The sequence below is a fragment of the Streptomyces sp. MS191 genome (genome assembly GCF_008042125.1).
Taxonomy (GTDB): Bacteria; Actinomycetota; Actinomycetes; order Streptomycetales; family Streptomycetaceae; genus Streptomyces.
In genome coordinates this window covers 596,442-621,745 of the sequence record NZ_RDBI01000066.1, presented here as the reverse complement: position 1 = coordinate 621,745, position 25,304 = coordinate 596,442, and the positions used below count along the sequence as shown (strand labels likewise).

Here is a 25,304-nt window from a genome sequence, read left to right as displayed (position 1 = left end):
CTCGCGTTCCCCGGCATCTTCGCGGGCGCCCTCCAGGTCCGGGCCTCCCGGATCACCGAGGGCATGAAGATCGCCGCGGCCGACGCGATCGCGGGCGTGGTCGCCGACGAGCTCTCCGCCGACTGCGTGATCCCGTCGCCGTTCGACGAGCGCGTCGCCCCGGCCGTCGCGGCCGCGTCAGCGGCGGGCGACGCCCTCCGCGCGGGCGGCGGCGGCGACCGCGGCCGCGACGGCCGGGGCGACGCGCTCGTCGAACGGCGACGGGATCACGCAGTCGGCGGAGAGCTCGTCGGCGACCACGCCCGCGATCGCGTCGGCCGCGGCGATCTTCATGCCCTCGGTGATCCGGGAGGCCCGGACCTGGAGGGCGCCCGCGAAGATGCCGGGGAACGCGAGGACGTTGTTGATCTGGTTCGGGTAGTCCGAACGACCGGTCGCCACGACGGCCGCGTACTTGTGCGCGACGTCGGGGTGGACCTCCGGGTTCGGGTTGGCCATGGCGAAGACGAAGGCGTTCGGCGCCATCGAGGCGACCGCCGCCTCCGGGACCGTACCGCCGGAGACGCCGATGAAGACGTCCGCGCCGGCCAGGGCGACCTCCAGCGAACCGCTGAGGCCCGCCTTGTTCGTGATCTCGGCCAGCTCCCGCTTGACCGGGGTGAGGTCGTCGCGGTCCCGGCTCACGATGCCCTTGCGGTCGGCGACGGCCACGTCCCCGAGCCCGGCCTCCAGGAGGAACTTCGCGATGGCGACCCCGGCCGCGCCGGCGCCGGAGATGACTCCGCGCAGGTCACCGAGGGTGCGACCGGTCAGCTTCGCCGCGTTGCGCAGTGCGGCGAGGGTGACCACGGCCGTGCCGTGCTGGTCGTCGTGGAAGACCGGGATGTCGAGGCGCTCCTGGAGCTTGCGCTCGATCTCGAAGCACCGCGGCGCCGAGATGTCCTCCAGGTTGACGCCGCCGAAGGACGGGGCGAGCCGGACGACGGTGTCGACGATCTCGTCGGTGTCGGTGGTGGCGAGCGCGATCGGCACCGCGTCCACGCCTCCGAACTGCTTGAAGAGGATGGCCTTCCCCTCCATGACCGGAAGTGAGGCTTCCGGTCCGATGTCCCCGAGTCCGAGCACGGCCGTCCCGTCCGTCACGACCGCGACGACCTGGGACTTCCAGGTGTAGTCGTGAACCAGCTCGGGCTGCTCGGCGATCGCGGTGCACACCTTGGCGACGCCGGGTGTGTACGCGAGGGACAGGTCGTCCTTGTCACGCAGGGGCACGGTGGCCGAAATGGCCATCTTGCCGCCGCGATGGAGCGCGAACGCCGGGTCGAAAGGCTCCTCGGGAGCCCCGTCCGTACCGTTCTCGCTGCGAGGATTGACGATCTCCGCTGCCATTGGGTTGACCCCTTAAGTCTTCATCGTTTGAGGGTTGCCACTCCGGGTTAAGGAGGGGTGGGCGGAACCCGCGGCCGCCGTGTCTGGCAGCCGCGCGGGCGCGCCGCACAACGCGCCCTGAGCCCCGGATGAGGGGTGTAAGGATCCTTCTTACCGGACGAACAGCACCGCCGACGAGTCCATTCTGGCGCGGTGATGCGACTCATATGGACGCAGGGGCACCCTGTACAGACACGGCGCGTCACCGGATTTCCGGACAAGTTCACCCGTACACCGGATCGGGTCGTTCGTGTCGTCCGAATGGCGAGACCTGCCGGAGATTTTCCGGCCGAACCGAGGTATCCCTGAAGAAGGTCCGGCCCTGAAGTACCGGGTCGTCGGGATCCGGGGGTCACCCGTTACCCGATTTTGACATGAAGGGCCGTCTGTTTGAGGCAGTCCGAATGGCAAGATGCCGTAATCACACGAGGTCGCGACACTCGAAGGTGCGTGCGCGACCTATGGCAACTCCCTCACACGCCGGAGGAACCCGACCATGACCGCACGCTCCACGCGCTGTACGACTGCCGCCAAGACCCGCACCTCCCGTCTTGCCGCGGTCGCCGCCATCGCGGTCGCCGGCTCGATGCTGCTGACCGCCTGTGGCGACCAGACCGAGGGCGGCTCGACGCCCGAAGGCGGTACGAAGTCCGGCGCGGCCTCCACGGCCCCGCTCTTCTCGAAGCTCCCCGCGGACATCCAGAAGGCCGGCGTCATCAAGGTCGGCACGGACGCCACCTACGCCCCCATGGAGTTCAAGCAGGGTGCGACGATCGTCGGTGTCGACCCCGACATCGCCGCGGCGCTCTCCAAGCAGCTCGGCGTGAAGTTCCAGTTCGAGAGCGGCACCTTCGACACGCTGCTGACGGCCCTGCCGACCGGCCGCACCGACGTCGTCATGTCCTCGATGACGGACACGAAGGCCCGCCAGGAGGGCCTGGACGACAAGGGCCAGAAGACCGGCACGGGCGTCGACTTCGTCGACTACTTCACCGCCTCCACCGGCATCCTGGTGAAGAAGGGCAACCCCGAGAACATCAAGTCGCTCGACGACCTGTGCGGCAAGAAGCTCGCGGTCCAGCGCGGCACGACGTACGAGGAGGCCGCCAAGGCCCAGGCCGAGAAGTGCAAGAAGGACGGCAAGCCCGCCCTCACCTTCGAGTCCTTCCCGACCGACGCCGAGGCCCAGACCCGCGTCAAGGCGGGCGGCGCCGTCGCCGACCTGAACGACTCCCCGGTCGCCGCGTACATCGCGCAGACCGCGGGTGGCGGCAACGACTTCGAGGCCATCGCGAACAAGACCGACGCCGGCCTCTTCGGCATCGCCGTCGACAAGAAGAACACCCAGCTCCGTGACGCGCTGAAGGAAGCCCTGGACGCCGCCATCAAGGACGGCACCTACAAGGCCGCCCTCGAGAAGTGGAACGCCGGTGACGGCGCCATCCCCGCGGCCAAGATCAACGGCGGCTCCTGACTTCCCCGCACCACTGAAGGGCAGTCGTTGTGACTGACAAGTTCGACAAAGACAAGGTCGACAAGGTTCCCGCCGGGGCGTCCCCCGCCCCGGCGGAGATCCCGCCGGAGGCCATCAAGGCCATTCCGGTCCGCCACTTCGGTCGCTGGGTCGCCGGCGTCGTCGTGGTGGCCCTGCTGGTGCTGCTCGGCGTCGCGTTCTCCCAGGGCGATGTCCGCTGGGCCACCGTGCCCGAGAAGCTCTTCGACCCCAGCATCCTCGAAGGCCTGGGGAACACGATCCTGATCAGCGTCGCCTCGATGGTGCTGGGTCTGGTGCTCGGCGTGGTCTTCGCCGTCATGCGCCTGTCCAAGAACCCGGTGACCAGCACCGTCGCCTGGCTCTACATCTGGGTCTTCCGCGGCACCCCGGTCTATGTGCAGCTGCTGATCTGGTTCAACCTCGCCCTGATCTTCCCGATCTTCAACATCGGGTTCTACAAGGACGAGATGACCGATGTCATGACCCCCTTCCTGGCCGCCCTCCTGGGTCTCGGCCTCAACGAGGGCGCGTACATGGCGGAGATCGTCCGGGCCGGCATCCAGTCGGTCGACGAGGGCCAGACGGAGGCGTCGCACGCGCTGGGCATGAGCCAGGCGAAGACGATGCGGCGCATCGTGCTCCCCCAGTCGATGCGGGTGATCATCCCGCCGACGGGCAACGAGTTCATCAACATGCTGAAGACCTCGTCCCTGGTCGTGGCCGTGCAGTACCCCGACCTGCTGCGGGCCGCACAGGACATCGCCTCCACCTCGTTCGCGGTGATGGAGATGTTCTTCGTCGCCTCGATCTGGTACCTGATCCTGACCTCGGTCTTCAGCGTCGGCCAGTTCTACCTGGAGAGGCACTACGCCCGCGGATCGCTGCGCTCCCTGCCGCCCACCCCGTGGCAGAAGATCAAGGCGAACCTCTCCCGATTCTCCAACCGTGAGGCGGTGACCCGATGACCGCCATGGTGAAGGCCGAGGGCGTCCACAAGTCCTACGGCGCCGCGCACATCCTCAAGGGCATCGACCTCGAGGTGAACAACGGCGAGGTGTTCTGCCTGATCGGCCCGTCCGGTTCCGGCAAGTCGACCTTCCTCCGGTGCATCAACCACCTGGAGAAGATCAACGCCGGCCGGCTGTACGTCGACGGCCAGCTGGTGGGCTACCGCCAGAAGGGCGACAAGCTCTACGAGCTGAAGGACAGCGAGGTCGCCGCCCAGCGCCGCGACATCGGCATGGTCTTCCAGCGCTTCAACCTGTTCCCGCACATGACGGCCCTGGCCAATGTCATGGAGGCGCCGATCCAGGTGAAGGGCGAGTCCAAGGCCGTGGCCCGCGAGCGCGCGGAGCGGCTGCTCGACCGGGTCGGCCTGGCCGACAAGGCGGGGAACTACCCCTCGCAGCTCTCCGGCGGCCAGCAGCAGCGCGTCGCCATCGCCCGTGCTCTGGCGATGGAACCGAAGCTGATGCTCTTCGACGAGCCGACCTCGGCGCTCGACCCCGAGCTGGTGGGTGACGTCCTCGACGTCATGCGCGACCTCGCGGAGTCCGGCATGACGATGGTCGTCGTCACCCACGAGATGGGCTTCGCCCGCGAGGTGGGCGACTCGCTCGTCTTCATGGACGGCGGCGTCGTGGTCGAGTCCGGCCACCCGCGCGAGGTCCTGGGCAACCCGCAGCACGACCGGACGAAGGCGTTCCTGTCCAAGGTGCTGTAAGGCGCGCGACGGCATGACACGGAGGGGCGGTACGGGCATCCCGTACCGCCCCTCCGTCCACGTCCGGCTACCTCACCGCGAGCACCAGCGTGTCCGACGGCGACGCCCACACCGGCCGGGCCTCGGCGAAGCCCGCCGCGCGCAGGATCTCGGCGTGGCGGCGCGACGAGGGCGTGTCGCCGTCCGCGTGCTCGCCGTAGATCTCGAAGCGCCGGGCCGTCGGCTCGGCGAGCACGGGGTCGGCGGCCGCCACCGCCCACCAGTCCGCCCAGTCCAGCGCCCCGTCCGTCCGGGCCCGGTCCATGGCGGCGTGCCGGTGGGCACGCTCGGCCGCGTTGATGCGGGGGGTGGTCTCGTCGATCATGTGGTCGGCGTTCATGAAGACGCCGCCGTCGCGCACCAGCCCGGCCAGCTGCCCGTAGAGGGCGGTGAGGGGCTCGGTGTGGAGCCAGTGCAGCGCGGTGGCGGTGAGCACGGCGTCGTACGAGTCGTGGGGCAGGCCCTCCGTCCAGCGCGGGTCCTTCAGGTCGGCGGTCACGAAGGTCACCCGCTCGTCGCCGGCGAAGTAGCCCTCGGCGATGGCGAGCAGCGCGGGGTCGAGGTCGACACCGACGCTCGTCGCCCCCGGGAACCTCCGGAGCAGCCGATCCGTGATACTCCCTGTACCGCACGCCAGGTCCAGGACGCGGGGCTCCGGCCCCACCACGGCCTCGACCATGTCGAGCATCACGCGGAACCGGTCCTCGCGGTCCGGCATGTACCACTCCTGCTGGCGGTCCCAGCTCCGCTGCCAGGCCGTCCAGTCGGTTCCGGTGGTCGCCGCGTCCGTCATCGCCGTACCTCGCCCTCGTCGTAATACCCTTAAAGGGGAAACAGCTGTTACCCCTTCGGCACCCGACCCTAGACTGCCAGCGTAAGGACTACAAGTGGAACTGGCCCATTACTCTGACTACGCCGTGCGTCTGGTCAACACGGAGGAGCCCGCCCGCAACAAGGACTCCCTGACCTCGGTCGAGGTGATCCGCGAGCTCTTCGGCGCCGCGTCCCAGATGGCCCGGCGGGCCACCGACGCCGACATCACGCGCTTCCGCTCGGTCCGCGCCCGGCTGCGGGCCGTCTTCACCGCGGCCGACGAGGGCGAACACACCCAGGCCGTGGACCTGCTGAACTCACTGCTCCTGGAGTTCCCGGTCAGCCCGCAGATCTCCGGCCACGACTACCTCGACGAGGAGGGGCGCCCGCGCTGGCACATGCATCTCGCCGACCACCCCTCGAACGCGACCGCGGGCTACGCGGCGATCGCCGCGATGGGACTCGCCTTCCACCTCACGGAGTTCGGCGCCGACCGGCTCGGCCTGTGCCAGGCCCCGCCCTGCCGCAACGCCTATCTGGACACCTCGACCAACCGCTCCCGCCGCTACTGCTCGGACCGCTGCGCGACCCGCGCCAATGTCGCCGCCTACCGGGCCCGCAAGCGCCTGGAGGCCGAGCGGACCGAGGACACCGCCCCGGACGAGCGGCGGGACCCGACCGGACGGACCGACGAGAAGAGCCAGGACAGCAGCACGGCCGGCGAGCGCTGACGCCCCGGCGTGACGGGGCGGTAGCGCAGGCGTACCCGCCCGAGCAGCAGCTCGGCGGGCACCGCCCCGAAGACCCGGCTGTCGCCCTCGGTGTCCCGGTTGTCGCCGAGCACCCACCAGGCGGCGCCCTGTCGCTCGACCAGCCGCTTCACGATGAGCAGATCCTGCTGGAGGGGATGGCGCAGCACGGCGACGTCCCCGGGCCGCAGCCGCGCCCCGTAGTGCACCAGCAGCCGGTCACCGTGCWGCAGCGTGGGCACCATGGACACCCCCGTCACCTCGGCGATGCCGAACAGGGCGCCGGATCCGCGCCCCGCCTCCCGCCCCGACTCTGCCATCCGGCACCTCCCGGTCCGATCGTCCACGAGTCCCATGGTGACCCTGGACTTTTGTCCTAAGCCCCAGGGGGCGCTCGCGAAAACAGGCTTCTCACGGAGTAATGTCCCACCTGAGAAGACGATCACGAGGAAGGACAGCTGCATGCTCTCCCGCCTGTTTGCCCCCAAGGTGAAGGTCAGCGCCCACTGCGACCTCCCCTGCGGTGTCTACGACCCGGCCCAGGCCCGGATCGAGGCCGAGTCGGTCAAGGCCGTCCAGGAGAAGTACCAGGCCAACGAGGACGCGCACTTCCGCGCCCGCGCCACGGTCATCAAGGAGCAGCGCGCGGAGCTCGCCAAGCACCACATCTCCGTGCTGTGGAGCGACTACTTCAAGCCCCCGCACTTCGAGAAGTACCCCGAGCTGCACCAGCTCATCAACGACACCCTGAAGGCCCTCTCGGCCGCCAAGGCGTCGACGGACCCGAAGACGGGCGAGAAGGCTCTCGAGCTCATCGCCGAGGTCGACCGCATCTTCTGGGAGACCAAGAAGGCCTGACCTCGGGCCGGGCCGTCCGACCCGCACCCACGCGGGTCGAGTCGCCCACCTGTCCGCACCCGGTCCGCGGGCCGCCGAACACGGCGGCCTCGACGGCCCGGGTGCGGTCTTCTTTCCGCGCCGAGGGACGGCACCCGCGTCCCCCGCCCCGCCCCTCAGTCCTCGAACGGTTCGTCGCTCCAGCGGAACCAGGCCTGGTCGCCGTCGACGTGCAGCAGGAACTCGGCCACCGGGCCCGACGGGGACTCCAGCGTCACGGCGGCCCGTACGGCGTCGTAGGCCGTCTCCCAGGCGAGTACCTGCTCGTCGGACGCCTCCTCCATGACCGGGCCGAGGAGCTCGAGCTCGCGGGCGAAGAGGGGCTTCACCGCGGCGAAGCCGGGGCCGGGGGTGAACGTGCCGGCGAGCCAGGGGAAGTCGGCCTCCTCGACGGCTATCTCGCCCACCGGGGTGCCCTCGCGGTCCCGCACCCGCCACACCCCGCCGGTCGTCGCGGACGCGTCGGACGCGGTCACGGCGACTCCTCGACGGGGAGGAAGTAGCGGAGCTTCTCCCTGGAGACGGTGCCCAGGCGGTCGTAGAAGCGGATCGCGCCCTCGTTCCAGACCGGGGTCTGCCACTGGATCTCGCTCAGGCCGAGCGTGCGGGCCTCCTCGCGCAGGGCGGCCACGAAGAGCGGGCCGAGGCCCAGGCCGCGGTGGTCGGCCGAGAGGTAGAGGCAGTCCATGTGGAGGTACTCGGCGGCGTCCCAGGTGGAGAGTTCCGGGGAGCAGGTCGCGTAGCCCGCGAGGGTCCCGTCGGGGAGTTCGGCCACCAGGCAGCGCAGGCGGGCGGGTTCGGGCCCGAACAGCAGCCGCGCCAGCCGGTCCGCGAGCCCCGGCGCCGGGGGCGCGGACTTCTCGTACGCGGCGTGCTCCGCCGCCAGTCCGGCCACCCGGTCCAGATCGGCGGGAAGGGCGTGGCGGACGCGTGCGGCGCTCAACGGATCGCTCCCGCCCCCGGGTCCGCCGCCCGGGTGCGGAGCCGCGTGGCGGCCTTCCCGATGCCGTCCCGGCCGTGTCCGGAAGGAAGCGCCGGGCGTCGTGCGCCGGGCGGGACGTGCCGGGCCGGGCCTCGTGCCGTCGGGGTGGCCTCGGCCACGGGATCCGTCATGCCGTCATCATGCACGGCCCCACCGACATCCCGTGCCGGCGCAGCCACTCGCGGTACGGTGCCGCCCGCAGCGCGGCCTCCTGGTAGGCCGCCGCCAGGTCCGCGAACAGCGGGTCCAGCGGGGCCCCGACCCGGGCGTACAGCAGCAGGCGCACGCCCAGGGGGTCGTCGCGCAGGGGACGGATCGCCATGTCCTCGCGCGGGCCGGAGGTGGGCTGACAGGGCGTCACCGCCTCGCCGAGCACGACCAGGGCGGCGGCCGTGTGGTAGTCCCCGTGCAGCAGCGGGGGGTCGATCCCGGCCTCGCCGAGGACCCGTCGCAGTCCGTCCCACTCGCCGTCCACGGTCGGGTCGACCATCCAGCGGTCGTCGGCGAGCTCGGCCAGCTCCACCACGGGCCGGCGCGCGGCCGGATGGTCCCGGGCCAGGGAGATGAACTGCGGTTCCCGCTCGACCAGGACCCGCTCCTGGAGGCCGTGGGGGACGCGGAGCGGACAGCCCTCGACCTCGTGGACGAAGGCCACGTCCAGCTGGCCGGCCGCCACCGATCGCAGCAGGGCGTTGGCGGAGACGTCCATGTGGAGCGCGATGTCGGTGCCGGGCCGGTTGTGGCGCAGCCGGCGCAGCCAGCCCGGCAGCGCCCGGCTCGCTGTCGAGCCGACCCGGAGACGCGGGCCGTCGCCGCCGGCCGCCGCGGCCCTGGTCTCGGTGATCAGCACGGCCATCTGGTCGACCAGGGGGCGGGCCCTGCTGAGGACCGCACGGCCGAGGGGGGTGGGCCGGCAGCCGGTGCGGCCGCGCGAGAACAGTTCGGCACCCAGGGCGTTCTCGATCCGGCGCAGCTGGGTCGTCACCGAGGGCTGGGTCATGCCCAGCTGGCGTGCCGCCTTGTGCAGGCTGCCCGTGTCCGCGATGGCGCAGAGCACGCGCAGATGTCTGACCTCCAGGTCCATACGTCGAGCGTAGGACGGCGTCCTGAGTCGCACCAGACACCCATGTCGCATCAATTCCCCGTCATTCGAGGGGAGTTGGGCATCCGTTTTCCTGGCGGTGATGTGTTCGGGCTATCCCCTGCTGCCATCATCCGCTGACCCCGGGGCTCCCTCCAGACTCTCCCCAACCCCACAGGAGGAGCCCCCCATGACACACCCCAAGGTCCTCTCGACCACCCTGGCCGCCACCCTCGGCCTCGGACTCGCCATCGCCCTCGGAGCCGCCCCCACCGCCTCCGCCGTCTCCGCCGCCCCGTCGTCCGGCTACACGGCCTACGCCGGCTCGCAGCAGGAGGCGAAGGCGAACAAGGCGTTCTACGAGGCCGTCATGAAGTCCGTGGCCGAGAAGCGGGCCGCCAACCCGGGCGCGCTCGCCGTCACCGTCGTGTACAGCGCCGCCAACGCCCCGTCGTTCCGCACCCAGATCTCGCGGAGCGCCCAGATATGGAACAGCTCCGTCGTCAACGTGCGGCTGGTCGAGGGCAGCAACCCCGACTTCCGCTACTACGAGGGCAACGACTCCCGCGGCTCGTACGCCAGCACCGACGGCCACGGGAACGGCTACATCTTCCTCGACTACCGCCAGAACCAGCAGTACAACTCCACCCGCGTCACCGCGCACGAGACCGGGCACGTCCTCGGCCTGCCCGACCACTACAGCGGCCCGTGCAGCGAGCTGATGTCCGGCGGCGGTCCGGGCACGTCCTGCACGAACGCCCAGCCCAACTCCCAGGAGCGCTCCCGGGTGGACCAGCTGTGGCGCAACGGGATCGCCTCGGCCTTCAAGGTCTCCTGATCCCCGCACCCGTTCCGTCGAGGGCCACCGGCAGCCGCTGCCGGTGGCCCTCGGCCGTGGGAGCGGGTGTCCCGACGGGAGGGCGGCAGCGGTCGCCGTCGTCGTGCCGGGGGAACGCGCCGAGGGCGAACATCCTTGGAACAGGGACCAGTTGCGGGAATCCTGGGTCCCGGAGCACCCGGCCGGGGTGGTCCCACCGGGGCGGACGGCCCCGGCGCGCCTCGCCGCGCGCACCCGCACCGAGGATCACGGAGGCGCACGATGACCGCCCAGCCCGAGAAGTCCCTGTACGAGGCGGTGGGCGGCGCCGACGCCCTGCGCCGGCTCTCCGACACCTTCTACGAGGCGGTGCTCGCCGATCCGGTCCTCGCCCCGGTCTTCGCCGACTTCACCCCCACGCACGTGCAGCACGTCGCCGTGTGGCTCGCGGAGGTCTTCTCCGGGCCCGCGGACTTCACGGCACGCCTCGGCGGCCACCAGGCCCTGCTCCGCGCCCACCTCGGGCTCGCCATCACCGAGGAACAGCGCCTGCGCTGGATGGAGCTGATGACGGTGGCGGTGGAGAAGGAGCTGCCGGACGACGCACTGCTGCGCCGCCGGGTCCTGGAGTACTTCGACTGGGGCACCCGGATCGCCAAGGACGTGTCGGCCTCGGCGCCGGGTACGGATCTGGGCGAGCCGGGACCGACCCCGCGCTGGGGGTGGGACGGCCTGGCCTGACGGACCGGCCGCGCTTCCCGCCCCGCGGTCGGGGGCGGGGCGGACGCGCCGGCCCGGACGCGCCGCCGTGGCCGCGGCCACGGCGCGCGCCCCGCTTCTCAGACGGCCTGGAGGAGGCGGCGGGTGAAGGTGACCCCGGACGGCAGTTGCCGCCGGACGCGGTCGAGGGCCTCGTCGAAGTCGCCTCCGGCGATGCCGGACTCGTAGGAGGTGCCGCCGTAGTGGAGGGTCAGGCTCAGGTCCGCGCGCTCACCGAGCGTCAGCAGACAGCCGAGGGTGGCCTGTTGCGTGGCGCCGTCCGCCACGACGGGGAGCGGCAGGTCCCACTCCAGTACACATCCCGTGAGGGCTTCGGCGCCCTCGCCAGCGGCGCGCAGGGCGTCGAAGGACGCGCCCGCGTACTCGATTCCCCTGATGCGGGTGGACACCCGCCGGCCGTCCGCCGTGATGACGATCGCTTCCGCGCCGCTGCGGTCCCGGTACCAGCCGGTCCAGACTTCCGTCGACTCCGATGACATGCGCGGACTGTAGCGGTATGACCGGCTCCGCCGCGCGGCCGGTCACCCCGTGGCCGGACTTCTCCCGGTCTCGCCGTTCTTGCCGGTCACGTCAGTGGTAGTGGCTTCCGCCCCCTCCGGTTCGACACCGTTGGGCACCGCCGCGGCGGTGCTGTCGGCGGAGGGGGGCGCCATGGCCTCCCCAGGGGCGTCCTGCTCCCCCTCGAAGAGGCTGCAGTCGCGGTTGCGGCACGGCTGCGTCTCCCAGATCGGCACCCAGACCCCCAGCGCCTTGTGCCGCCTGGCCGTCGTGCCGACGGGCCGGCCGCAGGCCGGACAGGCCTGTGCGGCCAGGGGGTCGTGGGTGGTGCGACGTGCTTCGCTGCCCATACCTCCCAGGGTAGGGCGCACCCGCCGTCACCGCTTCCTGGTGTACGTGCGGACGAGGACGCCGTTGTCGAAGGTGCGCACCTCGCCCAGCTCGAAGTCGCGGGGCTCGAAGCCGGCGCCGAACATCGGCATGCCGGAACCGTAGACCTGCGGGTAGGTCTTGATGACCAGTTCGTCGATCTCGTCGACGAGCGCGCCGGCGATGGTGGAGCCGCCGCAGAGCCAGATGCCGAGGGGGCCGTCCTCCGCCTTGAGCGCGCGGATCCGGCCGACCAGGTCGTCGGCGATCAGCTCGACGTTCGGATCGGGCGACTCGGTGAGGGACCGGGTCGCCACGAACTCCCTCAGGTGGGCGAACGGGCTGGTGACACCGACGTCCAGGGCGATCCGGTAGGACCGCATCCCCTGCACGACGGTGTCGAAGTGCCGGTGGGGGGCGTCGACGCCGAGCGCGTCGCGCAGGTGGGACGGGGTGGTCTCCGGGTACTCGGCCCCCATCCACTCCATGTACGCGCCGTTCGTGAACGCGTACATGGAAGCGGCATCGCCCTCGGGGTCACCGATGAAGCCGTCGATGGTGCAGGCGATGTAGTACGTGAGCTTGCGCAAACCGGACCTCTTCACTCTTCGGACGCGGCCGCGATCGCAACCACGACAGATATAGTGCTTCATGTGTAGTGGTTACGCAAGACCTATTTTGGACGAGCACACGGAATACACGGATGGAGCCCCCAGTGGCGAGAAACCCAGAGCGCCGCGCGGCACTGCTCGACGCGGCGATCGAGGTGATGGCGGACGAAGGTGCCCGCGGTCTGACCTTCCGGGCGGTCGACGCCCGGGCGGGCGTCCCGACGGGCACCTCGTCCAACTACTTCGCCGACCGGGACCAGTTGCTCTCCCAGGTCGGGGAGCGGATCTTCGTCCGCCTGACCCCCGAGGCGGGCGCCCTGGACACGGCCATGCTTCCCGAGCCGAGCCGGGAACTGGTGGTGGAGCTCATGCGCTGGCTCGCCCGGCGGATGGCCGCCGAGCGCAGCTGCTACCTGGGGCTCTTCGAGCTCCGGCTGGAGGCCACCCGGCGCCCTGAGCTGCGCGGCCGGCTCACCGAGGTCCTGCGCGGCGACCTCGACGAGAACATCCGCCTGCACCTCGCCGCCGGGATGCCCGGCGACGAGGACACGGTCCTGCTGCTCTACTTCGCCCTCACCGGCCTGCTGGTGGACCACTTCACCGTGCCGGGCCTCCACGACGACCGGGAACTGGACACCCTGATCGAGACCGTGGTGAACCGCATCGTGCCGGCGGCCTGACCGCTCAGCGGCTGCGGCGGGTCACGAACTCCGCGAGGGCCAGCAGGTCGCCCGCGGCCGTGAGGTCCGGCACCGCGAGGGAGAGCTGGTGGACGGCCCGGGCCATCCGGTCGGCCGCCTCGGCCTGCGCCCAGTCACGACCGCCCGCCCGCTCGACGGCCCCCGCCGCGGCGCGCACCGCGAACGCGTCGAGCGTCGGCCGGGCGTACAGCGCGGCCAGCTCCTCCCCCGCCGGCGTGCCCGACGCCAGCGCCGCCACCACCGGCAGCGACTTCTTGTGCGCGGCGAGATCGGCACCGGCCGGCTTGCCGGTGCGGTCCGGATCGCCCCAGATCCCGATCAGGTCGTCGATCAGCTGGAACGCGAGCCCGGCCTCGCGGCCGAACGCGTCCATGGCCGCGACCTCCTCCGCCCCCGCGCCCGCGTAGAGCGCGCCCACCGCGCAGGCGCAGCCCAGCAGCGCGCCCGTCTTCGCGGTGGCCATCGCGAGGCACTCCTCCAGGGAGACCTCGCTCGGGGCGCGCTGCTCGAAGGCGCAGTCCGCCTGCTGCCCGGCACAGATCTCGATCACGCAGGCGGCGAGCCGGGCCGAGGCCGCGGCGGACGCCGGGTGCCGGCCCTCCTCGGCGAGGAGCCGCAGGGCGAGCGCGAGCATGGCGTCGCCCGCGAGGAGGGCGTCCGGGACGCCGAAGACGGTCCAGGCCGTGGGACGGTGCCGCCGGGTCGGGTCCTCGTCGAGGATGTCGTCGTGCAGCAGCGTGAAGTTGTGCACGAGCTCCACCGCGGCGGCGGCCCGCGCCGCGGGTGCCGGTTCGGCGCCGAGCGCCCGCGCCGCCGCCAGCACCAGGGCCGGCCGGATGGCCTTGCCGGCGGGCCCGGCGGCCGGCGAGCCGTCGGCGTGCTCCCAGCCGAAGTGGTACATCGCCACCGAGCGCATGGAGCCCGGCAGGGACTCCACGGTCGAGCGCAGGTGGGGGTCGACGACGGTGCGGGTCTGGTCGAGGAGTGCCACGGCGCCCTGGCCGTCGGTCGCGACACCCGCGCTGGTCATGGTCACGGTCACCTCGGTCTCGTCCACCCCGAGCGGGCGCGTCGCGTGCCTCCGCGGTCGCGCGCCCCCTCGGGTCGCTCGCTCTGTCACGGCGGAGCCGGTCGCGACGGGGGCCGGATCGGGGCCCCCGCCGTCGGCTCGCCGGTTCAGCGCCAGCGACTGACCTCCACGTTCTCCAGTACGCCGAGGGCGTCCGGGACGAGCACGGCCGCCGAGTAGTAGGCCGTGACGAGGTACGAGATGATCGCCTGCTCGTCGATGCCCATGAAGCGCACGGACAGGCTCGGCTCGATCTCGTCCGGGATGCCGGTCTGGTGCAGGCCGATCACGCCCTGGTCGGACTCGCCGGTACGCATGCAGATGATCGAGGTGGTCCGGGCGTCCGAGACGGGGATCTTGTTGCACGGGAAGATCGGCACCCCGCGCCAGGTCGGGATCCGGTTTCCGTTGACCTCGATGGACTCGGGGACGAGCCCCCGCTTGTTGCACTCCCGCCCGAAGGCGGCGATGGCACGCGGGTGGGCGAGGAACATCTTCGATCCGCGGCGGCGGGAGAGCAGCTCGTCCATGTCGTCCGGGCTGGGCACGCCGTCGTGCGGCTGCAGCCGCTGGCCGTAGTCGCAGTTGGCCAGCAGGCCGAACTCGCGGTTGTTGATCAGCTCGTGCTCCTGGCGCTCGCGCAGCGCCTCGACCGTGAGCCGCAACTGCTGCTCGGTCTGGTTCATCGGCTGGTTGTAGAGATCGGCGACCCGGCTGTGCACCTTCAGCACCGTCTGGGCGACCGAGAGTTCGTACTCGCGGGGCGAGGCGTCGTAGTCGACGTAGGTGTGCGGGACGACCGCCTCGCCGACGTGACCGGCCGAGAGGTCGATCTCGGCCTCGCCGTACTTGTTGGTGCGCTGGTGGGGCAGGGCGGCCACGCCCGCGAGGTGGGTGGCGAGCGATCCGGCGCGCTCGGCCAGGTTGCGCACGTCGTCGCGGGTCAGTTCGAGGACCGTGCAGGCGGTGGCCGCGCGAGCGGTCCAGGCCCACCTGGCGTCCGGGTCCGTGAGGGCGTCGTCGCCGAAGTACGCCCCGTCGGCGAGGACTCCGAGGATCGCCTCGTCGCCGTACGGGCCCTCGCCCAGCTGCTCGACCTTTCCGTGGGCCAGGAGGTAGACGCGGTCGGCGTCCTCGCCCGCCGTGGTGATCACCTCGCCCGGCGCGAACTCGCGCTGCCGGCAGCGCTGGGCCAGCTCGGTGAGCGCCTCCTCGTCCTCGTACCCGCGCAGGGCAGGGAGTTCGCCGAGTTCGGCGGGGATGACCGCGACGCGCTCGCCGGTCTGCACGAAGGTGACGCGGCCGTCCCCCACGCTGTAGCTGAGCCTCCGGTTCACCCGGTAGGTACCGCCCTGCACCTGCACCCACGGCATCATCCGCAGCAGCCACCGGGAGGTGATCTCCTGCATCTGCGGGGCCGACTTGGTGGTGGTCGCCAGGTTCCGCGCGGCGGCGGTACCGAGACTCTGCTGCGGGCCTGCCTGATCCGCGCGGACCTCGTCGCCAACCGAACCAACGGACATGGAACTCCCTCTCGATATGACTGAACTGCGAGAGGAAGCCTTTCAGCACGGAGAGTGCACGCGCCATTACACAAATGAGTGGGAGTGGATCTCCTCCGGCTGGGCATGTCGCGCGCTTCCACTCGAACAGCCCAGTCGATCCCGTCACCCGGCGCAATGGCCTGATCGGCTCGCACACCCTCCGAACGGTGAACGGCGGAGCGGGACACTCCGTACTCGGGTGGGTCTCCACTCCCGCCCGCTCCCCCTTCCTCGCATCGCTCACATCCCTCGGCCGGAGGAGATCCACTCCCACTCATTTGTGTAATGGCGCGTGCACTCTCCGTGCTGAAAGGCTTCCTCTCGCAGTTCAGTCATATCGAGAGGGAGTTCCATGTCCGTTGGTTCGGTTGGCGACGAGGTCCGCGCGGATCAGGCAGGCCCGCAGCAGAGTCTCGGTACCGCCGCCGCGCGGAACCTGGCGACCCACAACCGGAACCACAAGGGCCCCTGGGGCCCCGTCCACGGCGTGATGATCCATCACACCGTCACCAAGGGCACCGCGAACACCGTCCGGATCTGCCGCGACGGCCACGCCGCCCTGCCCGGCCCGCTCTGCCACGGCGTCATCGCCAAGGACGGCCGGGTCCATCTGGTCGGATACGGCCGCGCCAACCACGCGGGGCTCGGCGACGACGAGGTCCTGCGGGCGGTCATCGCCGAGCACCGCCTCCCCCCGGACGACGAGGCGACCACGGACGGCAACCGGCACTTCTACGGCTTCGAGTGCGAGAACCTCGGCGACGGGAAGGACCCGTGGCCCAAGGTGCAGCTGGACGCCATCGCGAAGGTGTCGGCGGCCCTGTGCCGGGCACACGGCTGGACGCACCGCTCGGTGATCGGCCACCTGGAGTGGCAGCCGGGCAAGGTCGACCCGCGCGGTTTCACGATGGCCTCGATGCGGGAGCGGATCTCCGAGCGCCTGCGCGAGCGGCCCTGAGACACCCCCGGGCACACGGCGGGCGCCCCCGCGCGGTGCGGCGGCGCCCGCGTCCGACAATGGACGCGTGAACGCGTTCGACCTCTCCCGCCTGCACCCCCGGCTCCCCTCCCCGCTGGAGCCGGTCGAGGACGAGCGCCTCGCCGGGCACGGCCTGCGGCTGCTGCTCAAGCGCGACGACCTGATCCACCCGGAGCTGCCGGGCAACAAGTGGCGCAAGCTCGCCCCCAACCTGGCCGAGGCGGACGGCCGCCCCGTGCTCACCTTCGGCGGCGCGTACTCCAACCACCTGCGCGCCACGGCCGCCGCCGGGCGGCTGCTCGGCTTCGGGACGATCGGGGTCGTACGCGGCGACGAGCTCGCCGGCCGGCCGCTGAACCCCTCCCTGGCGCGGTGCGCGGCGGACGGCATGCGGCTGGTGTTCGTGGACCGCGGAACGTACCGCGCGAAGGACGATCCCGAGGTGCTGGCCGGGCTGCTCGCCTCCTGCCCGCCCGGCACGTACGTCGTCCCCGAGGGCGGCAGCAACGCGCACGCGGTCCGGGGCTGCGTCGGACTCGGCCGCGAACTGTCCGGCGCGGCGGACGTCGTCGCCGTGGCCTGCGGCACGGGCGGCACCCTCGCCGGCCTGGCGGCGGGCCTCGGCGAGGGCACCCGGGCGCTGGGCGTCCCGGTCCTCAGGGGCGGCTTCCTGGGCGACGAGGTCAGGAACCTGCAGTCCGCGGCCTTCGGCGGACCGCGGGGCTCCTGGACGCTCGACGAGCGTTTCCACTGCGGGGGGTACGCCCGTTCGACCCCAGCCCTGGACGCGTTCGCTCAGGATTTCGAGGCGCGGCATGGACTCGCCATCGAGCGTCTTTATGTCGCCAAAATGCTCCTCGGGCTCCTCACCCTGGCGCGGGAGGGGGCGTTCGCCCGCGGCACCACCCTGGCGGCGGTGATCACGGGCGCGCCGGACGGGTCCGGCCGCCGGGACTGACCGCCGGGCCGGGGCCGGGGCCGGGCGCCTCAGCCGCTCTCCTCCCGGTACGCCGCCGCCTCCTCCAGGTCCAGGCGGCGCAGCAGGGTGCGCATCATCTCGTCGTCGATCCGGCGCTCGTCGCGGAGCCGGACGAAGACCTCGCGTTCGGCGGCGATCATCTCCCCGGCGAGCCTCCGGTAGGTGTCGTCGACCGTCTCGCCGGTGACCTCGTTGACGGCGCCGAGCCGTTCCCACACCGCGTTGCGCCGCCGCTCCAGGACCGTGCGCAGCCGGTCGGCCAGCGGCGGCGGCAGCGTGTTGCGCTCGTCCTCCAGCAGGGCGTCGAGGCGTGCCTCCGCAGCCTGGGACGCCTCGCTCTGGGCCTGGGCCTCGGCCAGCGTCTCGGCGTAGGTGTCGCGGCCCGGCAGCTTCAGGAGCCGGATCAGCGGCGGGAGGGTGAGTCCCTGCACCACCAGCGTCCCGATCACGGTCGTGAAGGTGAGGAAGAGGACGAGGTTGCGGGCCGGGAACTCCTCGCCGTCGGTGACCACCGGGATCGAGAAGGCGATGGCGAGGGAGACCACGCCGCGCATGCCGGCCCAGCCGACGATCAGCGGTGCCCTCCAGTCGACCCCGGCCTCGCGTTCCTTGATCCGCGTCGACATCCAGCGCGGCAGGAAGGTCGCGGGGTACACCCAGACGAACCGCACCACGACCACGGCGATGAAGACGCCGGCCGCGTACCAGGCCGCCTCGCCCATCCCGTACTGCCCGAGCCCCTGGACGACGTAGGGCAGCTGGAGCCCGATGAGCGCGAAGACGGCGGACTCCAGGATGAAGGCCACCATCTTCCAGACCGCCTCCTCCTGGAGCCGGGTCGCGAAGTCGACCTGCCAGTTGCGGTGCCCGAGGAACAGGCCGACGACGACCACCGCGAGGACGCCGGAGGCGCCGACCTCCTCGGCCGCCGCGTAGGCGGCGAAGGGGATCAGCAGGGAGAGGGTGTTCTGCAGCAGCGCCTCGCCCAGATGGCGGCGCAGCCAGTGGATGGGGAGCATCAGCACCAGGCCGACGCCGATCCCGCCGAGCGCGGCGAGGGCGAACTCCTCGATGCCGCCGACCCAGCTCACGCCCTCCCCCACGGCGGCGGCGAGGGCGACCTTGTACGCGGTGATCGCGGTGGCGTCGTTCACCAGGGACTCGCCCTGCAGGATCGTGGTGATGCGGTTCGGCAGGCCGAGCTTGCGGGCGATGGCGGTGGCCGCGACGGCGTCCGGCGGAGCGACCACGGCGCCGAGCACGAGCGCCGCGGTGAGCGGCAGGTCGGGGACGAGGACGTAGGCGAGCCAGCCCACCGCGACCGTGGCGAAGAGGACGTAGCCGACGGAGAGCAGGGCGACGGGCCGGATGTTGGCGCGCAGATCCAGGTAGGAGGACTCGACCGCGGCCGTGTAGAGGAGCGGCGGCAGGATCAGCGGCAGCACGATGTGCGGGTCGAGCGTGTAGTCGGGGACGCCCGGGACGTACGAGGCGGCCAGGCCCGCCGCGACCAGGAGCAGCGGTGCCGGCACCGGTGTCCTGCGGGCCACGCCGGCCACCGCGGCGCTCGCCGCGACCAGTCCCACCAGCTGCAGTGCGTCCATGCCCGGTCCCCGTCTCGATCCACCACGTAGCCTGGCCATCATGACCGAGTGCCTGCACGTCGCCGAAATGCCGCGGCCCGAACCTCCGCCGCTCACCGACACCTGTCCGGAGTGCCTGGCCGCGGGTACGCATCCGGTGCAGCTGCGGCTCTGTCTGGCCTGCGGGCACGTCGGCTGCTGCGACTCGTCGGCCGGGCGGCACGCGACGGCGCACTTCTCGACGACGGGGCACCCGGTGATGCGGACCTTCGAGCCGAACGAGCGCTGGCGCTGGTGCTTCGTGGACGGTTCGATCGTCTGACGGCTGGGTACGTCACCCCTCCGCGGCCAATCGACCGCCCGCCGCTCTCAATTGGGCCCCGCAGCCCTCTACCCACTGTGCGTACTCATGGCCTTACCATGAGTGACGGGCGTGGGAGGGGTCTTCGCCGAGGCCCACGGCGACAGGTCGGCGTGGATCGCGGTAGCGTCACGGCGGAATGCGCAACCGACTGCGTACCGCCCGGTTCGGGGGGCCTTCCCCCCGGGCCCCGAATGAGCTTGTGCCACCTTGGAGGTGAGGGTGTCCCAGATCGCAGGCGAGCCCGGGACCCAGGACTTCGTGGAAGTCCGGCTGCCCGCTGCGGGTGCCTACCTGTCCGTGCTGCGTACGGCCACGGCCGGCCTCGCGGCGCGCTTGGACTTCACCCTCGACGAGATCGAGGACTTGCGGATCGCGGTCGACGAGGCCTGCGCGATCCTGCTCCAGCAGGCCGTACCGGGGTCCGTCCTCAGCTGTGTGTTCCGCCTGATCGACGACTCGCTCGACGTGACGGTCTCCGCGCCGACCACCGACGGGCGGGCGCCGGAGCGGGACACCTTCGCGTGGACGGTGCTGTCCGCGCTGGCCGGGAAGGTCGAGTCGTCCGTGGCGGAGGACCGCACGGTCTCCATCAGCCTGTACAAACAGCGCGGCGCGGGGCCAGGCCCGGCGTGAGGAGCGGGGACGCGACGGCCGGCATCCCTGACCAGCAGGCGAGGCCGCATCCGGAGGTCGGGGTCGAGGTCGCTACGGAGCAGGCGGTCCACATGAGCGAGCACGAGCAGCACAACGCGGTTCCCGGCGTGCCCGGGGCCCCCGAGGACGCGCCGGGGCCCGACGAGGCCCCTGTGGTGGTCGGGGCCGACGAGGGCGCCGAGGTCCACGAGACGGCCGCCCCCGCCGAGGACCCCGAGCCGCGCGAGGCTCCGGATCCGCACGACCGGAGCGGGGCGCGCGCGCTCTTCGTGGAGCTGCGCAAGCTGCCGGAGGGCTCGCCGGAGAAGGCGGAGCTGCGCAACCGGCTGGTGCGGATGCACCTGCCGCTGGTGGAGCACCTGGCACGGCGCTTCCGCAACCGCGGCGAGCCGCTCGACGACCTGACGCAGGTCGCGACGATCGGCCTGATCAAGTCGGTGGACCGGTTCGACCCGGAGCGCGGTGTCGAGTTCTCGACCTACGCGACGCCGACGGTCGTGGGCGAGATCAAGCGGCACTTCCGGGACAAGGGCTGGGCGGTCCGGGTGCCGCGCCGGCTGCAGGAGCTGCGGCTCTCGCTGACGACGGCGACGGCGGAGCTCTCCCAGCAGCACGGCCGCTCGCCGACCGTGCACGAGCTCGCGGAGCGGCTCGGGATCTCCGAGGAGGAGGTCCTGGAGGGCCTGGAGTCGGCGAACGCCTACTCGACGCTCTCCCTGGACGTCCCGGACACGGACGACGAGTCCCCGGCCGTGGCGGACACCCTCGGCGCGGAGGACGAGGCGCTGGAGGGCGTGGAGTACCGCGAGTCCCTCAAGCCGCTGCTGGAGGACCTGCCGCCGCGGGAGAAGCGGATCCTGCTGCTGCGCTTCTTCGGCAACATGACCCAGTCGCAGATCGCGCAGGAGGTGGGCATCTCCCAGATGCACGTCTCGCGCCTGCTGGCCCGCACGCTGGCCCAGCTGCGGGAGAAGCTGCTGGTGGAGGAGTAGGACGAGGGAAAGCCCCGGCCTTCGGGCCGGGGCTTTCCGCCGTCTCGGGCGCCCTCTACGCGTCGCCGGGGCGCCGGATGCCGAGGGCCTGCGTCGTCGCCGGGTTCACCAGGAGCACCAGGCCCGTCACGGCGAGCACCGCGAGGGCGATGCCGGCCGGGATCATCGCGCTGTTCGCCTGGAGCAGCTGCCAGGCGACCGGCAGCGCCAGGATCTGGGTGATGATCGCCGGGCCGCGGCTCCAGCCCCGGCGCAGCAGCAGCCCGCGGGCCGCGGCCCCGGGGATCAGGCCGAGCACGATCAGCGTCGCCCCGCCCATGACCGCCTGGGTCAGGTCGTCGGGGCTGCCCGTGAGACCGGTGACGAGGACGTACAGGCCGCCGGCCACCAGGGCCAGGGCCTCGATGCCGGCCACCGCGGCGGCGGCCGTCAGCCGGCCGGGGCGGGACGTCTGCTCAGCGCTCTGCTCCGTACTGCTCATACCTGGCAGGGTAGCCGGGACGGTCCTCCGCGCCGTCCGCCAGGTGGCCGCGACTGGGCCCGGTACCGCCGGGTAGGTACCCTGGCGGCCATGCGCGCACTTCTCGTGGTCAATCCGGCAGCAACCACCACCAGTGCCCGCACCCGTGACGTGCTCATCCACGCCCTCGCCAGCGAGATGAAGCTGGAAGCCGTCACCACCGAGTACCGCGGGCACGCCCGTGACCTGGGGAGACGGGCCGCCGAGTCCAAGGACGTCGAGCTGGTCGTGGCCCTCGGCGGCGACGGCACGGTGAACGAGGTCGTCAACGGCCTCCTCCACAACGGCCCCGATCCCGACCGGCTCCCGGGCCTCGCGGTGGTCCCCGGCGGGTCCACGAACGTCTTCGCCCGCGCACTCGGACTGCCGAACGACGCGGTGGAGGCGACGGGCGCGCTCCTCGACGCACTCCGTGAACGCCGTGCACGCACAGTGAGCCTCGGGCTGGCGTCCGGCGCCCCGGGGACCGAGGACGAGGCGGTACCGGCCCGCTGGTTCACCTTCTGCGCCGGCTTCGGATTCGACGCGAGTGTCATCGGCCGAGTCGAACAGCAGCGGGAGCGGGGCAAGCGTTCGACCCACGCCCTGTACCTGCGCCAGGTGCTCCGCCAGTTCCTGGAGGAGCCGCACCGCCGGCACGGCACCATCACCCTGGAGCGGCCCGGCGAGGACCCGGTCGAGGACCTGGTCCTGTCCATAATCTGCAACACCTCCCCCTGGACCTACCTGGGCAATCGCCCGGTGTACGCGTCCCCGGAGGCTTCCTTCGACACCGCGCTGGACGTCCTGGGACTGAGCCGGCTGTCGACCCCGGCGGTGGCCCGCTACGCCACTCAGCTGCTCACCTCGACACCCGAACGCGGCCCGCACGGCAAGCACGCGAGGACTCTGCACGACCTGACCGACTTCACCTTGCATTCGAAGGTGCCGCTGCCCCTGCAGATGGACGGCGACCACCTCGGACTGCGTACGAGCGTGGCGTTCACAGGCGTACGCCGTGCACTGCGTGTGATTGTGTGAGTGGAAGGGCCCAAAGTCCTTTCACTCGAACGTTTAGGCTGCCATCCACCCCTTAGAAGTACGGCTGTGACCTAGCCGACACCGAGGAATCAAAAAAAACTTTCCGGAAGGGGTTGTATCCGCAGCCGAGGTTTGCGAATCTCTTCATGGCGATCGGGACGGCCCGCAACACCGGCCTCCACTGAGAGCCAGAACCCCTCCTCAGTCTCAGGACCACACCAGTTCATCTGGCAGTCGGCCCTTCCGTTGCGGGGGGATTCGTGAAAGCGTTCACATTCACAAGCAACCTGCACGTAATACCAAGAGAGGTAGCAGCCATGGACTGGCGTCACAACGCCGTTTGTCGTGAGGAAGACCCCGAGCTGTTCTTCCCCATCGGCAACACCGGTCCTGCGCTGCTGCAGATCGAGGAAGCCAAGGCCGTCTGCCGCCGCTGCCCCGTCATGGAGCAGTGCCTGCAGTGGGCGCTCGAGTCCGGCCAGGACTCCGGCGTCTGGGGTGGCCTCAGCGAGGACGAGCGCCGCGCGATGAAGCGCCGTGCCGCTCGCAACCGGGCGCGTAACGCCAGCGCCTGACGCCACCCGCGACGAGCCTCAGGCAAGCGGCGCGTACATCGCGTACGCAATCACCGCCCTTGAGCCGCAGCGCGCAGCAGTAACCCACAGCATTCGAGCCCCGGACCGATCCACTCGGTCCGGGGCTCGCTGCTGTGCACACCCGCGGAGGACCGCCGCGGGGTGCGGCACGCCGCTTCCGGGGCCGCGCGCTACTTCTGGGGCCGCACGGGGATGTCGAGGACGACCTTCGTGCCGCGCTCGGGGCCGGGCTGCATGTCGAACGTGCCGCCCAACTCCCCTTCCACCAGGGTCCGCACGATCTGCAGACCGAGGTTGCCGGCGCGCTGCGGGTCGAAGCCCTCGGGCAGACCCCGGCCGTCGTCCCGGACCGTGATCAGCAGCCGGGCGTCGGCGCGGGGCTCGCCGCGGACGGCCGCCACCTCGACCGTGCCCTGCTCGCCCGGCGCGAAGGCGTGCTCCAGGGCGTTCTGCAGCACCTCGGTGAGGACCATGGAGAGCGGGGTGGCGACCTCGGCGTCGAGGATGCCGAAGCGGCCGTTGCGCCGGCAGGTGACCTTGCCGGGCGAGATCTCGGCCACCATCGCGATCACCCGGTCGGCGATCTCGTCGAACTCGACGCGCTCGTCGAGGTTCTGGGACAGCGTCTCGTGGACGATGGCGATCGAACCGACCCTGCGCACCGCCTCGTTGAGCGCCTCGCGACCGCGGTCCGAGTCCATGCGGCGGGCCTGGAGGCGCAGCAGCGCCGCCACCGTCTGGAGGTTGTTCTTCACCCGGTGGTGGATCTCCCGGATGGTGGCGTCCTTGGTGATCAACTCGCGCTCGCGACGGCGCAGTTCGGTGACGTCCCGGAGCAGGACGAGCGAACCGATGCGGGTGCCCTTGGGCTTGAGCGGGATCGCCCGCAGCTGGATCACGCCGCCGTTGCCCTCGACCTCGGCCTCGCGGGGCGCGTAGCCGGAGGCCAGCTTGACCAGGGCCTCGTCCACGGGGCCGCGGGAGGGCGCGAGTTCGGCGGTGATCTGGCCGAGGTGCTGGCCGACCAGGTCGGCGGCGAGCCCGAGCCGGTGGTAGGCGGAGAGGGCGTTCGGCGAGGCGTACTGGACGATGCCGTCGGCGTCGAGCCTGATCAGGCCGTCTCCGGCGCGGGGCGAGGCGTCCATGTCGACCGCCTCGCCGGCGAACGGGAAGGAGCCGGCGGCGATCATCTGGGCCAGGTCGGAGGCGGACTGGAGGTAGGTGAGCTCCAGCCGGCTCGGGGTCCGGACCGTCAGCAGGTTCGTGTTGCGGGCGATCACGCCGAGCACCCGGCCCTCGCGGCGCACGGGGATGGACTCGACCCGTACGGGGACCTCCTCCCGCCACTCGGGGTCGCCCTCGCGGACGATGCGCCCTTCGTCGAGAGCGGCGTCGAGCAGCGGACGCCGGCCGCGCGGGACGAGGTGGCCGACCATGTCGTCCTGGTAGGAGGTCGGGCCGGTGTTGGGCCGCATCTGGGCGACGGAGACGTAGCGGGTGCCGTCCAGGGTGGGAACCCAGAGCACGAGGTCGGCGAAGGAGAGGTCGGAGAGCAGCTGCCACTCCGAGACCAGCAGGTGGAGCCACTCGAGGTCGGACTCACTCAGAGCGGTGTGCTGGCGGACGAGGTCGTTCATGGAGGGCACAGGTGCGAGCGTACCCGCGGAATTCAGGGGCGATGAACCTGGATCTCACGGCGTTCGTGTTGGAGGATGGGCCGGGAAGGCCCCTGTCGATATGGATGGACAGACCAGAATGGTCTAGTCCAGAATGACAGGGAAGCATCAGCAGACCTCCACTCTCCCCGCACAGGAGGGTGGAACGAGGTACCCGGCGCTCTCTGCCCTGACTGCGTCGAGACCTCCTTCACGGCCGCGGGACCGCACACCCCCGGCCGGGCAACTCCGGGCTGCGGTGCCGGACGGGTTGAGGGTCCCGTCAGGCGCCGCGGCCCGCGGGTTTTTCCGGGCCCTTCCTCCGGGGATACGGCCCCCGGGGCCGATCCGCTCAACGCGCGCGGC

At 71.5% G+C, this 25,304-nt stretch carries 28 protein-coding genes and 1 pseudogene; 15 read left to right on the top strand and 14 right to left on the bottom strand.

Annotation, left to right across the window (positions count from 1 at the left end):
* Positions 1–177: 177 nt before the first annotated feature.
* On the bottom strand, positions 178–1,389 hold the full coding sequence (locus tag EAO71_RS31495; RefSeq protein ID WP_147981185.1) for an NAD(P)-dependent malic enzyme: 1,212 nt from the start codon (positions 1,387–1,389) through the stop codon (positions 178–180).
* 535 nt (positions 1,390–1,924) lie between these two features.
* On the opposite strand from EAO71_RS31495, the gene EAO71_RS31490 reads away from it, so the two are divergent.
* The 3 genes from EAO71_RS31490 to EAO71_RS31480 are packed head-to-tail and all read left to right on the top strand — an operon-like array spanning position 1,925 to position 4,646.
* The gene (locus EAO71_RS31490; protein ID WP_147981184.1) at positions 1,925–2,902 is read left to right on the top strand and encodes an ABC transporter substrate-binding protein; all 978 of its coding nucleotides are present in this window, start codon (positions 1,925–1,927) and stop codon (positions 2,900–2,902) included.
* Positions 2,903–2,931: 29 nt separating this feature from the next.
* Positions 2,932–3,888: an amino acid ABC transporter permease gene (locus EAO71_RS31485; protein WP_147981183.1), complete on the top strand. Its 957-nt coding sequence runs from the start codon at positions 2,932–2,934 to the stop codon at positions 3,886–3,888.
* Complete coding sequence (locus EAO71_RS31480; protein ID WP_147981182.1) at positions 3,885–4,646, top strand: amino acid ABC transporter ATP-binding protein; 762 nt, start codon at positions 3,885–3,887, stop codon at positions 4,644–4,646. The genes EAO71_RS31485 and EAO71_RS31480 overlap by 4 nt, the downstream gene beginning before the upstream one ends.
* Positions 4,647–4,713: 67 nt before the next feature.
* Here the strand turns inward: EAO71_RS31480 and EAO71_RS31475 are convergent, their stop codons facing one another.
* Complete coding sequence (locus tag EAO71_RS31475) at positions 4,714–5,478, bottom strand: class I SAM-dependent methyltransferase (protein WP_147981181.1); 765 nt, start codon at positions 5,476–5,478, stop codon at positions 4,714–4,716.
* Between the two features lie 94 nt (positions 5,479–5,572).
* Between EAO71_RS31475 and EAO71_RS31470 the strand changes: the two genes are divergently transcribed.
* A complete protein-coding gene (locus tag EAO71_RS31470) occupies positions 5,573–6,229 on the top strand; it encodes a CGNR zinc finger domain-containing protein (protein ID WP_261992431.1) in 657 nt (218 codons plus the stop codon).
* Between the two features lie 32 nt (positions 6,230–6,261).
* Here EAO71_RS31470 and sodX read toward each other — a convergent pair.
* Positions 6,262–6,567 (bottom strand): annotated as a pseudogene (sodX, locus tag EAO71_RS31465) (nickel-type superoxide dismutase maturation protease); the annotation flags it as partial.
* Between the two features lie 142 nt (positions 6,568–6,709).
* Here sodX and sodN point away from each other — a divergent pair.
* Positions 6,710–7,105, top strand: a complete 396-nt coding sequence (gene sodN, locus EAO71_RS31460; RefSeq protein WP_137993403.1) for a superoxide dismutase, Ni — start codon at positions 6,710–6,712, stop codon at positions 7,103–7,105.
* Between the two features lie 155 nt (positions 7,106–7,260).
* On the opposite strand, the gene EAO71_RS31455 is transcribed toward sodN, so the two are convergent.
* The 3 genes from EAO71_RS31455 to EAO71_RS31445 all read right to left on the bottom strand — a co-directional run bounded on the left by EAO71_RS31455 (position 7,261) and on the right by EAO71_RS31445 (position 9,210).
* Complete coding sequence (locus tag EAO71_RS31455) at positions 7,261–7,620, bottom strand: hypothetical protein (RefSeq protein ID WP_147981179.1); 360 nt, start codon at positions 7,618–7,620, stop codon at positions 7,261–7,263.
* On the bottom strand, positions 7,617–8,087 hold the full coding sequence (locus tag EAO71_RS31450; protein ID WP_147981178.1) for a GNAT family N-acetyltransferase: 471 nt from the start codon (positions 8,085–8,087) through the stop codon (positions 7,617–7,619). Before EAO71_RS31450 ends, EAO71_RS31455 begins: the two co-directional genes overlap by 4 nt.
* A 166-nt stretch (positions 8,088–8,253) precedes the next feature.
* Positions 8,254–9,210, bottom strand: a complete 957-nt coding sequence (locus EAO71_RS31445) for a LysR family transcriptional regulator (protein ID WP_147981177.1) — start codon at positions 9,208–9,210, stop codon at positions 8,254–8,256.
* 187 nt (positions 9,211–9,397) lie between these two features.
* Between EAO71_RS31445 and snpA the strand changes: the two genes are divergently transcribed.
* Positions 9,398–10,045 (top strand): snapalysin, encoded by a 648-nt coding sequence (snpA, locus tag EAO71_RS31440; RefSeq protein WP_147981176.1) that lies wholly within the window; start codon positions 9,398–9,400, stop codon positions 10,043–10,045.
* Positions 10,046–10,306: 261 nt separating this feature from the next.
* Entirely contained in the window at positions 10,307–10,765 is a 459-nt protein-coding gene (locus EAO71_RS31435; RefSeq protein ID WP_147981175.1) for a group II truncated hemoglobin, read from the top strand.
* A 98-nt stretch (positions 10,766–10,863) separates the two neighbouring features.
* Here the strand turns inward: EAO71_RS31435 and EAO71_RS31430 are convergent, their stop codons facing one another.
* Genes EAO71_RS31430 through EAO71_RS31420 form a run of 3 tightly spaced genes read right to left on the bottom strand, consistent with a single transcriptional unit; the run spans position 10,864 to position 12,261 of the window.
* Positions 10,864–11,283 (bottom strand): DUF6304 family protein, encoded by a 420-nt coding sequence (locus EAO71_RS31430; protein WP_147981174.1) that lies wholly within the window; start codon positions 11,281–11,283, stop codon positions 10,864–10,866.
* Positions 11,284–11,325: 42 nt separating this feature from the next.
* Positions 11,326–11,652, bottom strand: coding sequence for a hypothetical protein (locus EAO71_RS31425; protein WP_147981173.1), 327 nt, complete (start codon positions 11,650–11,652; stop codon positions 11,326–11,328).
* A gap of 27 nt (positions 11,653–11,679) precedes the next feature.
* Positions 11,680–12,261: a dihydrofolate reductase family protein gene (locus tag EAO71_RS31420; RefSeq protein ID WP_147981172.1), complete on the bottom strand. Its 582-nt coding sequence runs from the start codon at positions 12,259–12,261 to the stop codon at positions 11,680–11,682.
* Between the two features lie 125 nt (positions 12,262–12,386).
* Between EAO71_RS31420 and EAO71_RS31415 the strand changes: the two genes are divergently transcribed.
* A complete protein-coding gene (locus EAO71_RS31415; RefSeq protein ID WP_147981171.1) occupies positions 12,387–12,962 on the top strand; it encodes a TetR/AcrR family transcriptional regulator in 576 nt (191 codons plus the stop codon).
* A 4-nt stretch (positions 12,963–12,966) separates the two neighbouring features.
* Here the strand turns inward: EAO71_RS31415 and EAO71_RS31410 are convergent, their stop codons facing one another.
* Both EAO71_RS31410 and EAO71_RS31405 read right to left on the bottom strand, forming a co-directional pair.
* Entirely contained in the window at positions 12,967–14,013 is a 1,047-nt protein-coding gene (locus EAO71_RS31410) for a family 2 encapsulin nanocompartment cargo protein polyprenyl transferase (protein ID WP_187282891.1), read from the bottom strand.
* A 146-nt stretch (positions 14,014–14,159) separates the two neighbouring features.
* Complete coding sequence (locus tag EAO71_RS31405; RefSeq protein ID WP_147981169.1) at positions 14,160–15,575, bottom strand: family 2B encapsulin nanocompartment shell protein; 1,416 nt, start codon at positions 15,573–15,575, stop codon at positions 14,160–14,162.
* A gap of 373 nt (positions 15,576–15,948) precedes the next feature.
* Between EAO71_RS31405 and EAO71_RS31400 the strand changes: the two genes are divergently transcribed.
* On the top strand, positions 15,949–16,554 hold the full coding sequence (locus EAO71_RS31400; protein ID WP_147981168.1) for an N-acetylmuramoyl-L-alanine amidase: 606 nt from the start codon (positions 15,949–15,951) through the stop codon (positions 16,552–16,554).
* 67 nt (positions 16,555–16,621) lie between these two features.
* The gene (locus EAO71_RS31395; protein WP_147981167.1) at positions 16,622–17,533 is read left to right on the top strand and encodes a 1-aminocyclopropane-1-carboxylate deaminase/D-cysteine desulfhydrase; all 912 of its coding nucleotides are present in this window, start codon (positions 16,622–16,624) and stop codon (positions 17,531–17,533) included.
* Positions 17,534–17,562: 29 nt separating this feature from the next.
* On the opposite strand, the gene EAO71_RS31390 is transcribed toward EAO71_RS31395, so the two are convergent.
* The gene (locus EAO71_RS31390) at positions 17,563–19,158 is read right to left on the bottom strand and encodes a Na+/H+ antiporter (protein ID WP_147981166.1); all 1,596 of its coding nucleotides are present in this window, start codon (positions 19,156–19,158) and stop codon (positions 17,563–17,565) included.
* A 40-nt stretch (positions 19,159–19,198) separates the two neighbouring features.
* On the opposite strand from EAO71_RS31390, the gene EAO71_RS31385 reads away from it, so the two are divergent.
* The 3 genes from EAO71_RS31385 (at position 19,199) to EAO71_RS31375 (ending at position 21,147) form a co-directional block, all read left to right on the top strand.
* Entirely contained in the window at positions 19,199–19,459 is a 261-nt protein-coding gene (locus EAO71_RS31385) for a UBP-type zinc finger domain-containing protein (protein ID WP_147981165.1), read from the top strand.
* Positions 19,460–19,720: 261 nt separating this feature from the next.
* Positions 19,721–20,134 carry an ATP-binding protein gene (locus EAO71_RS31380; protein ID WP_123457481.1) on the top strand — a complete coding sequence of 138 codons (414 nt, stop codon included), beginning with the start codon at positions 19,721–19,723 and terminating at the stop codon, positions 20,132–20,134.
* Entirely contained in the window at positions 20,023–21,147 is a 1,125-nt protein-coding gene (locus EAO71_RS31375; RefSeq protein WP_261992430.1) for an RNA polymerase sigma factor SigF, read from the top strand. The genes EAO71_RS31380 and EAO71_RS31375 overlap by 112 nt, the downstream gene beginning before the upstream one ends.
* A 55-nt stretch (positions 21,148–21,202) precedes the next feature.
* Here EAO71_RS31375 and EAO71_RS31370 read toward each other — a convergent pair whose 3' ends face one another.
* A complete protein-coding gene (locus EAO71_RS31370) occupies positions 21,203–21,628 on the bottom strand; it encodes a hypothetical protein (protein ID WP_147981163.1) in 426 nt (141 codons plus the stop codon).
* A 90-nt stretch (positions 21,629–21,718) separates the two neighbouring features.
* Here EAO71_RS31370 and EAO71_RS31365 point away from each other — a divergent pair, with 90 nt between their 5' ends.
* Both EAO71_RS31365 and EAO71_RS31360 read left to right on the top strand, forming a co-directional pair.
* Complete coding sequence (locus EAO71_RS31365; RefSeq protein WP_147981162.1) at positions 21,719–22,687, top strand: diacylglycerol/lipid kinase family protein; 969 nt, start codon at positions 21,719–21,721, stop codon at positions 22,685–22,687.
* A 317-nt stretch (positions 22,688–23,004) separates the two neighbouring features.
* Complete coding sequence (locus EAO71_RS31360; protein ID WP_003953983.1) at positions 23,005–23,262, top strand: WhiB family transcriptional regulator; 258 nt, start codon at positions 23,005–23,007, stop codon at positions 23,260–23,262.
* Between the two features lie 191 nt (positions 23,263–23,453).
* Here EAO71_RS31360 and EAO71_RS31355 read toward each other — a convergent pair whose 3' ends face one another.
* Positions 23,454–24,920 carry a sensor histidine kinase gene (locus tag EAO71_RS31355; protein ID WP_147981357.1) on the bottom strand — a complete coding sequence of 489 codons (1,467 nt, stop codon included), beginning with the start codon at positions 24,918–24,920 and terminating at the stop codon, positions 23,454–23,456.
* Between the last annotated feature and the right edge of the window lie 384 nt (positions 24,921–25,304).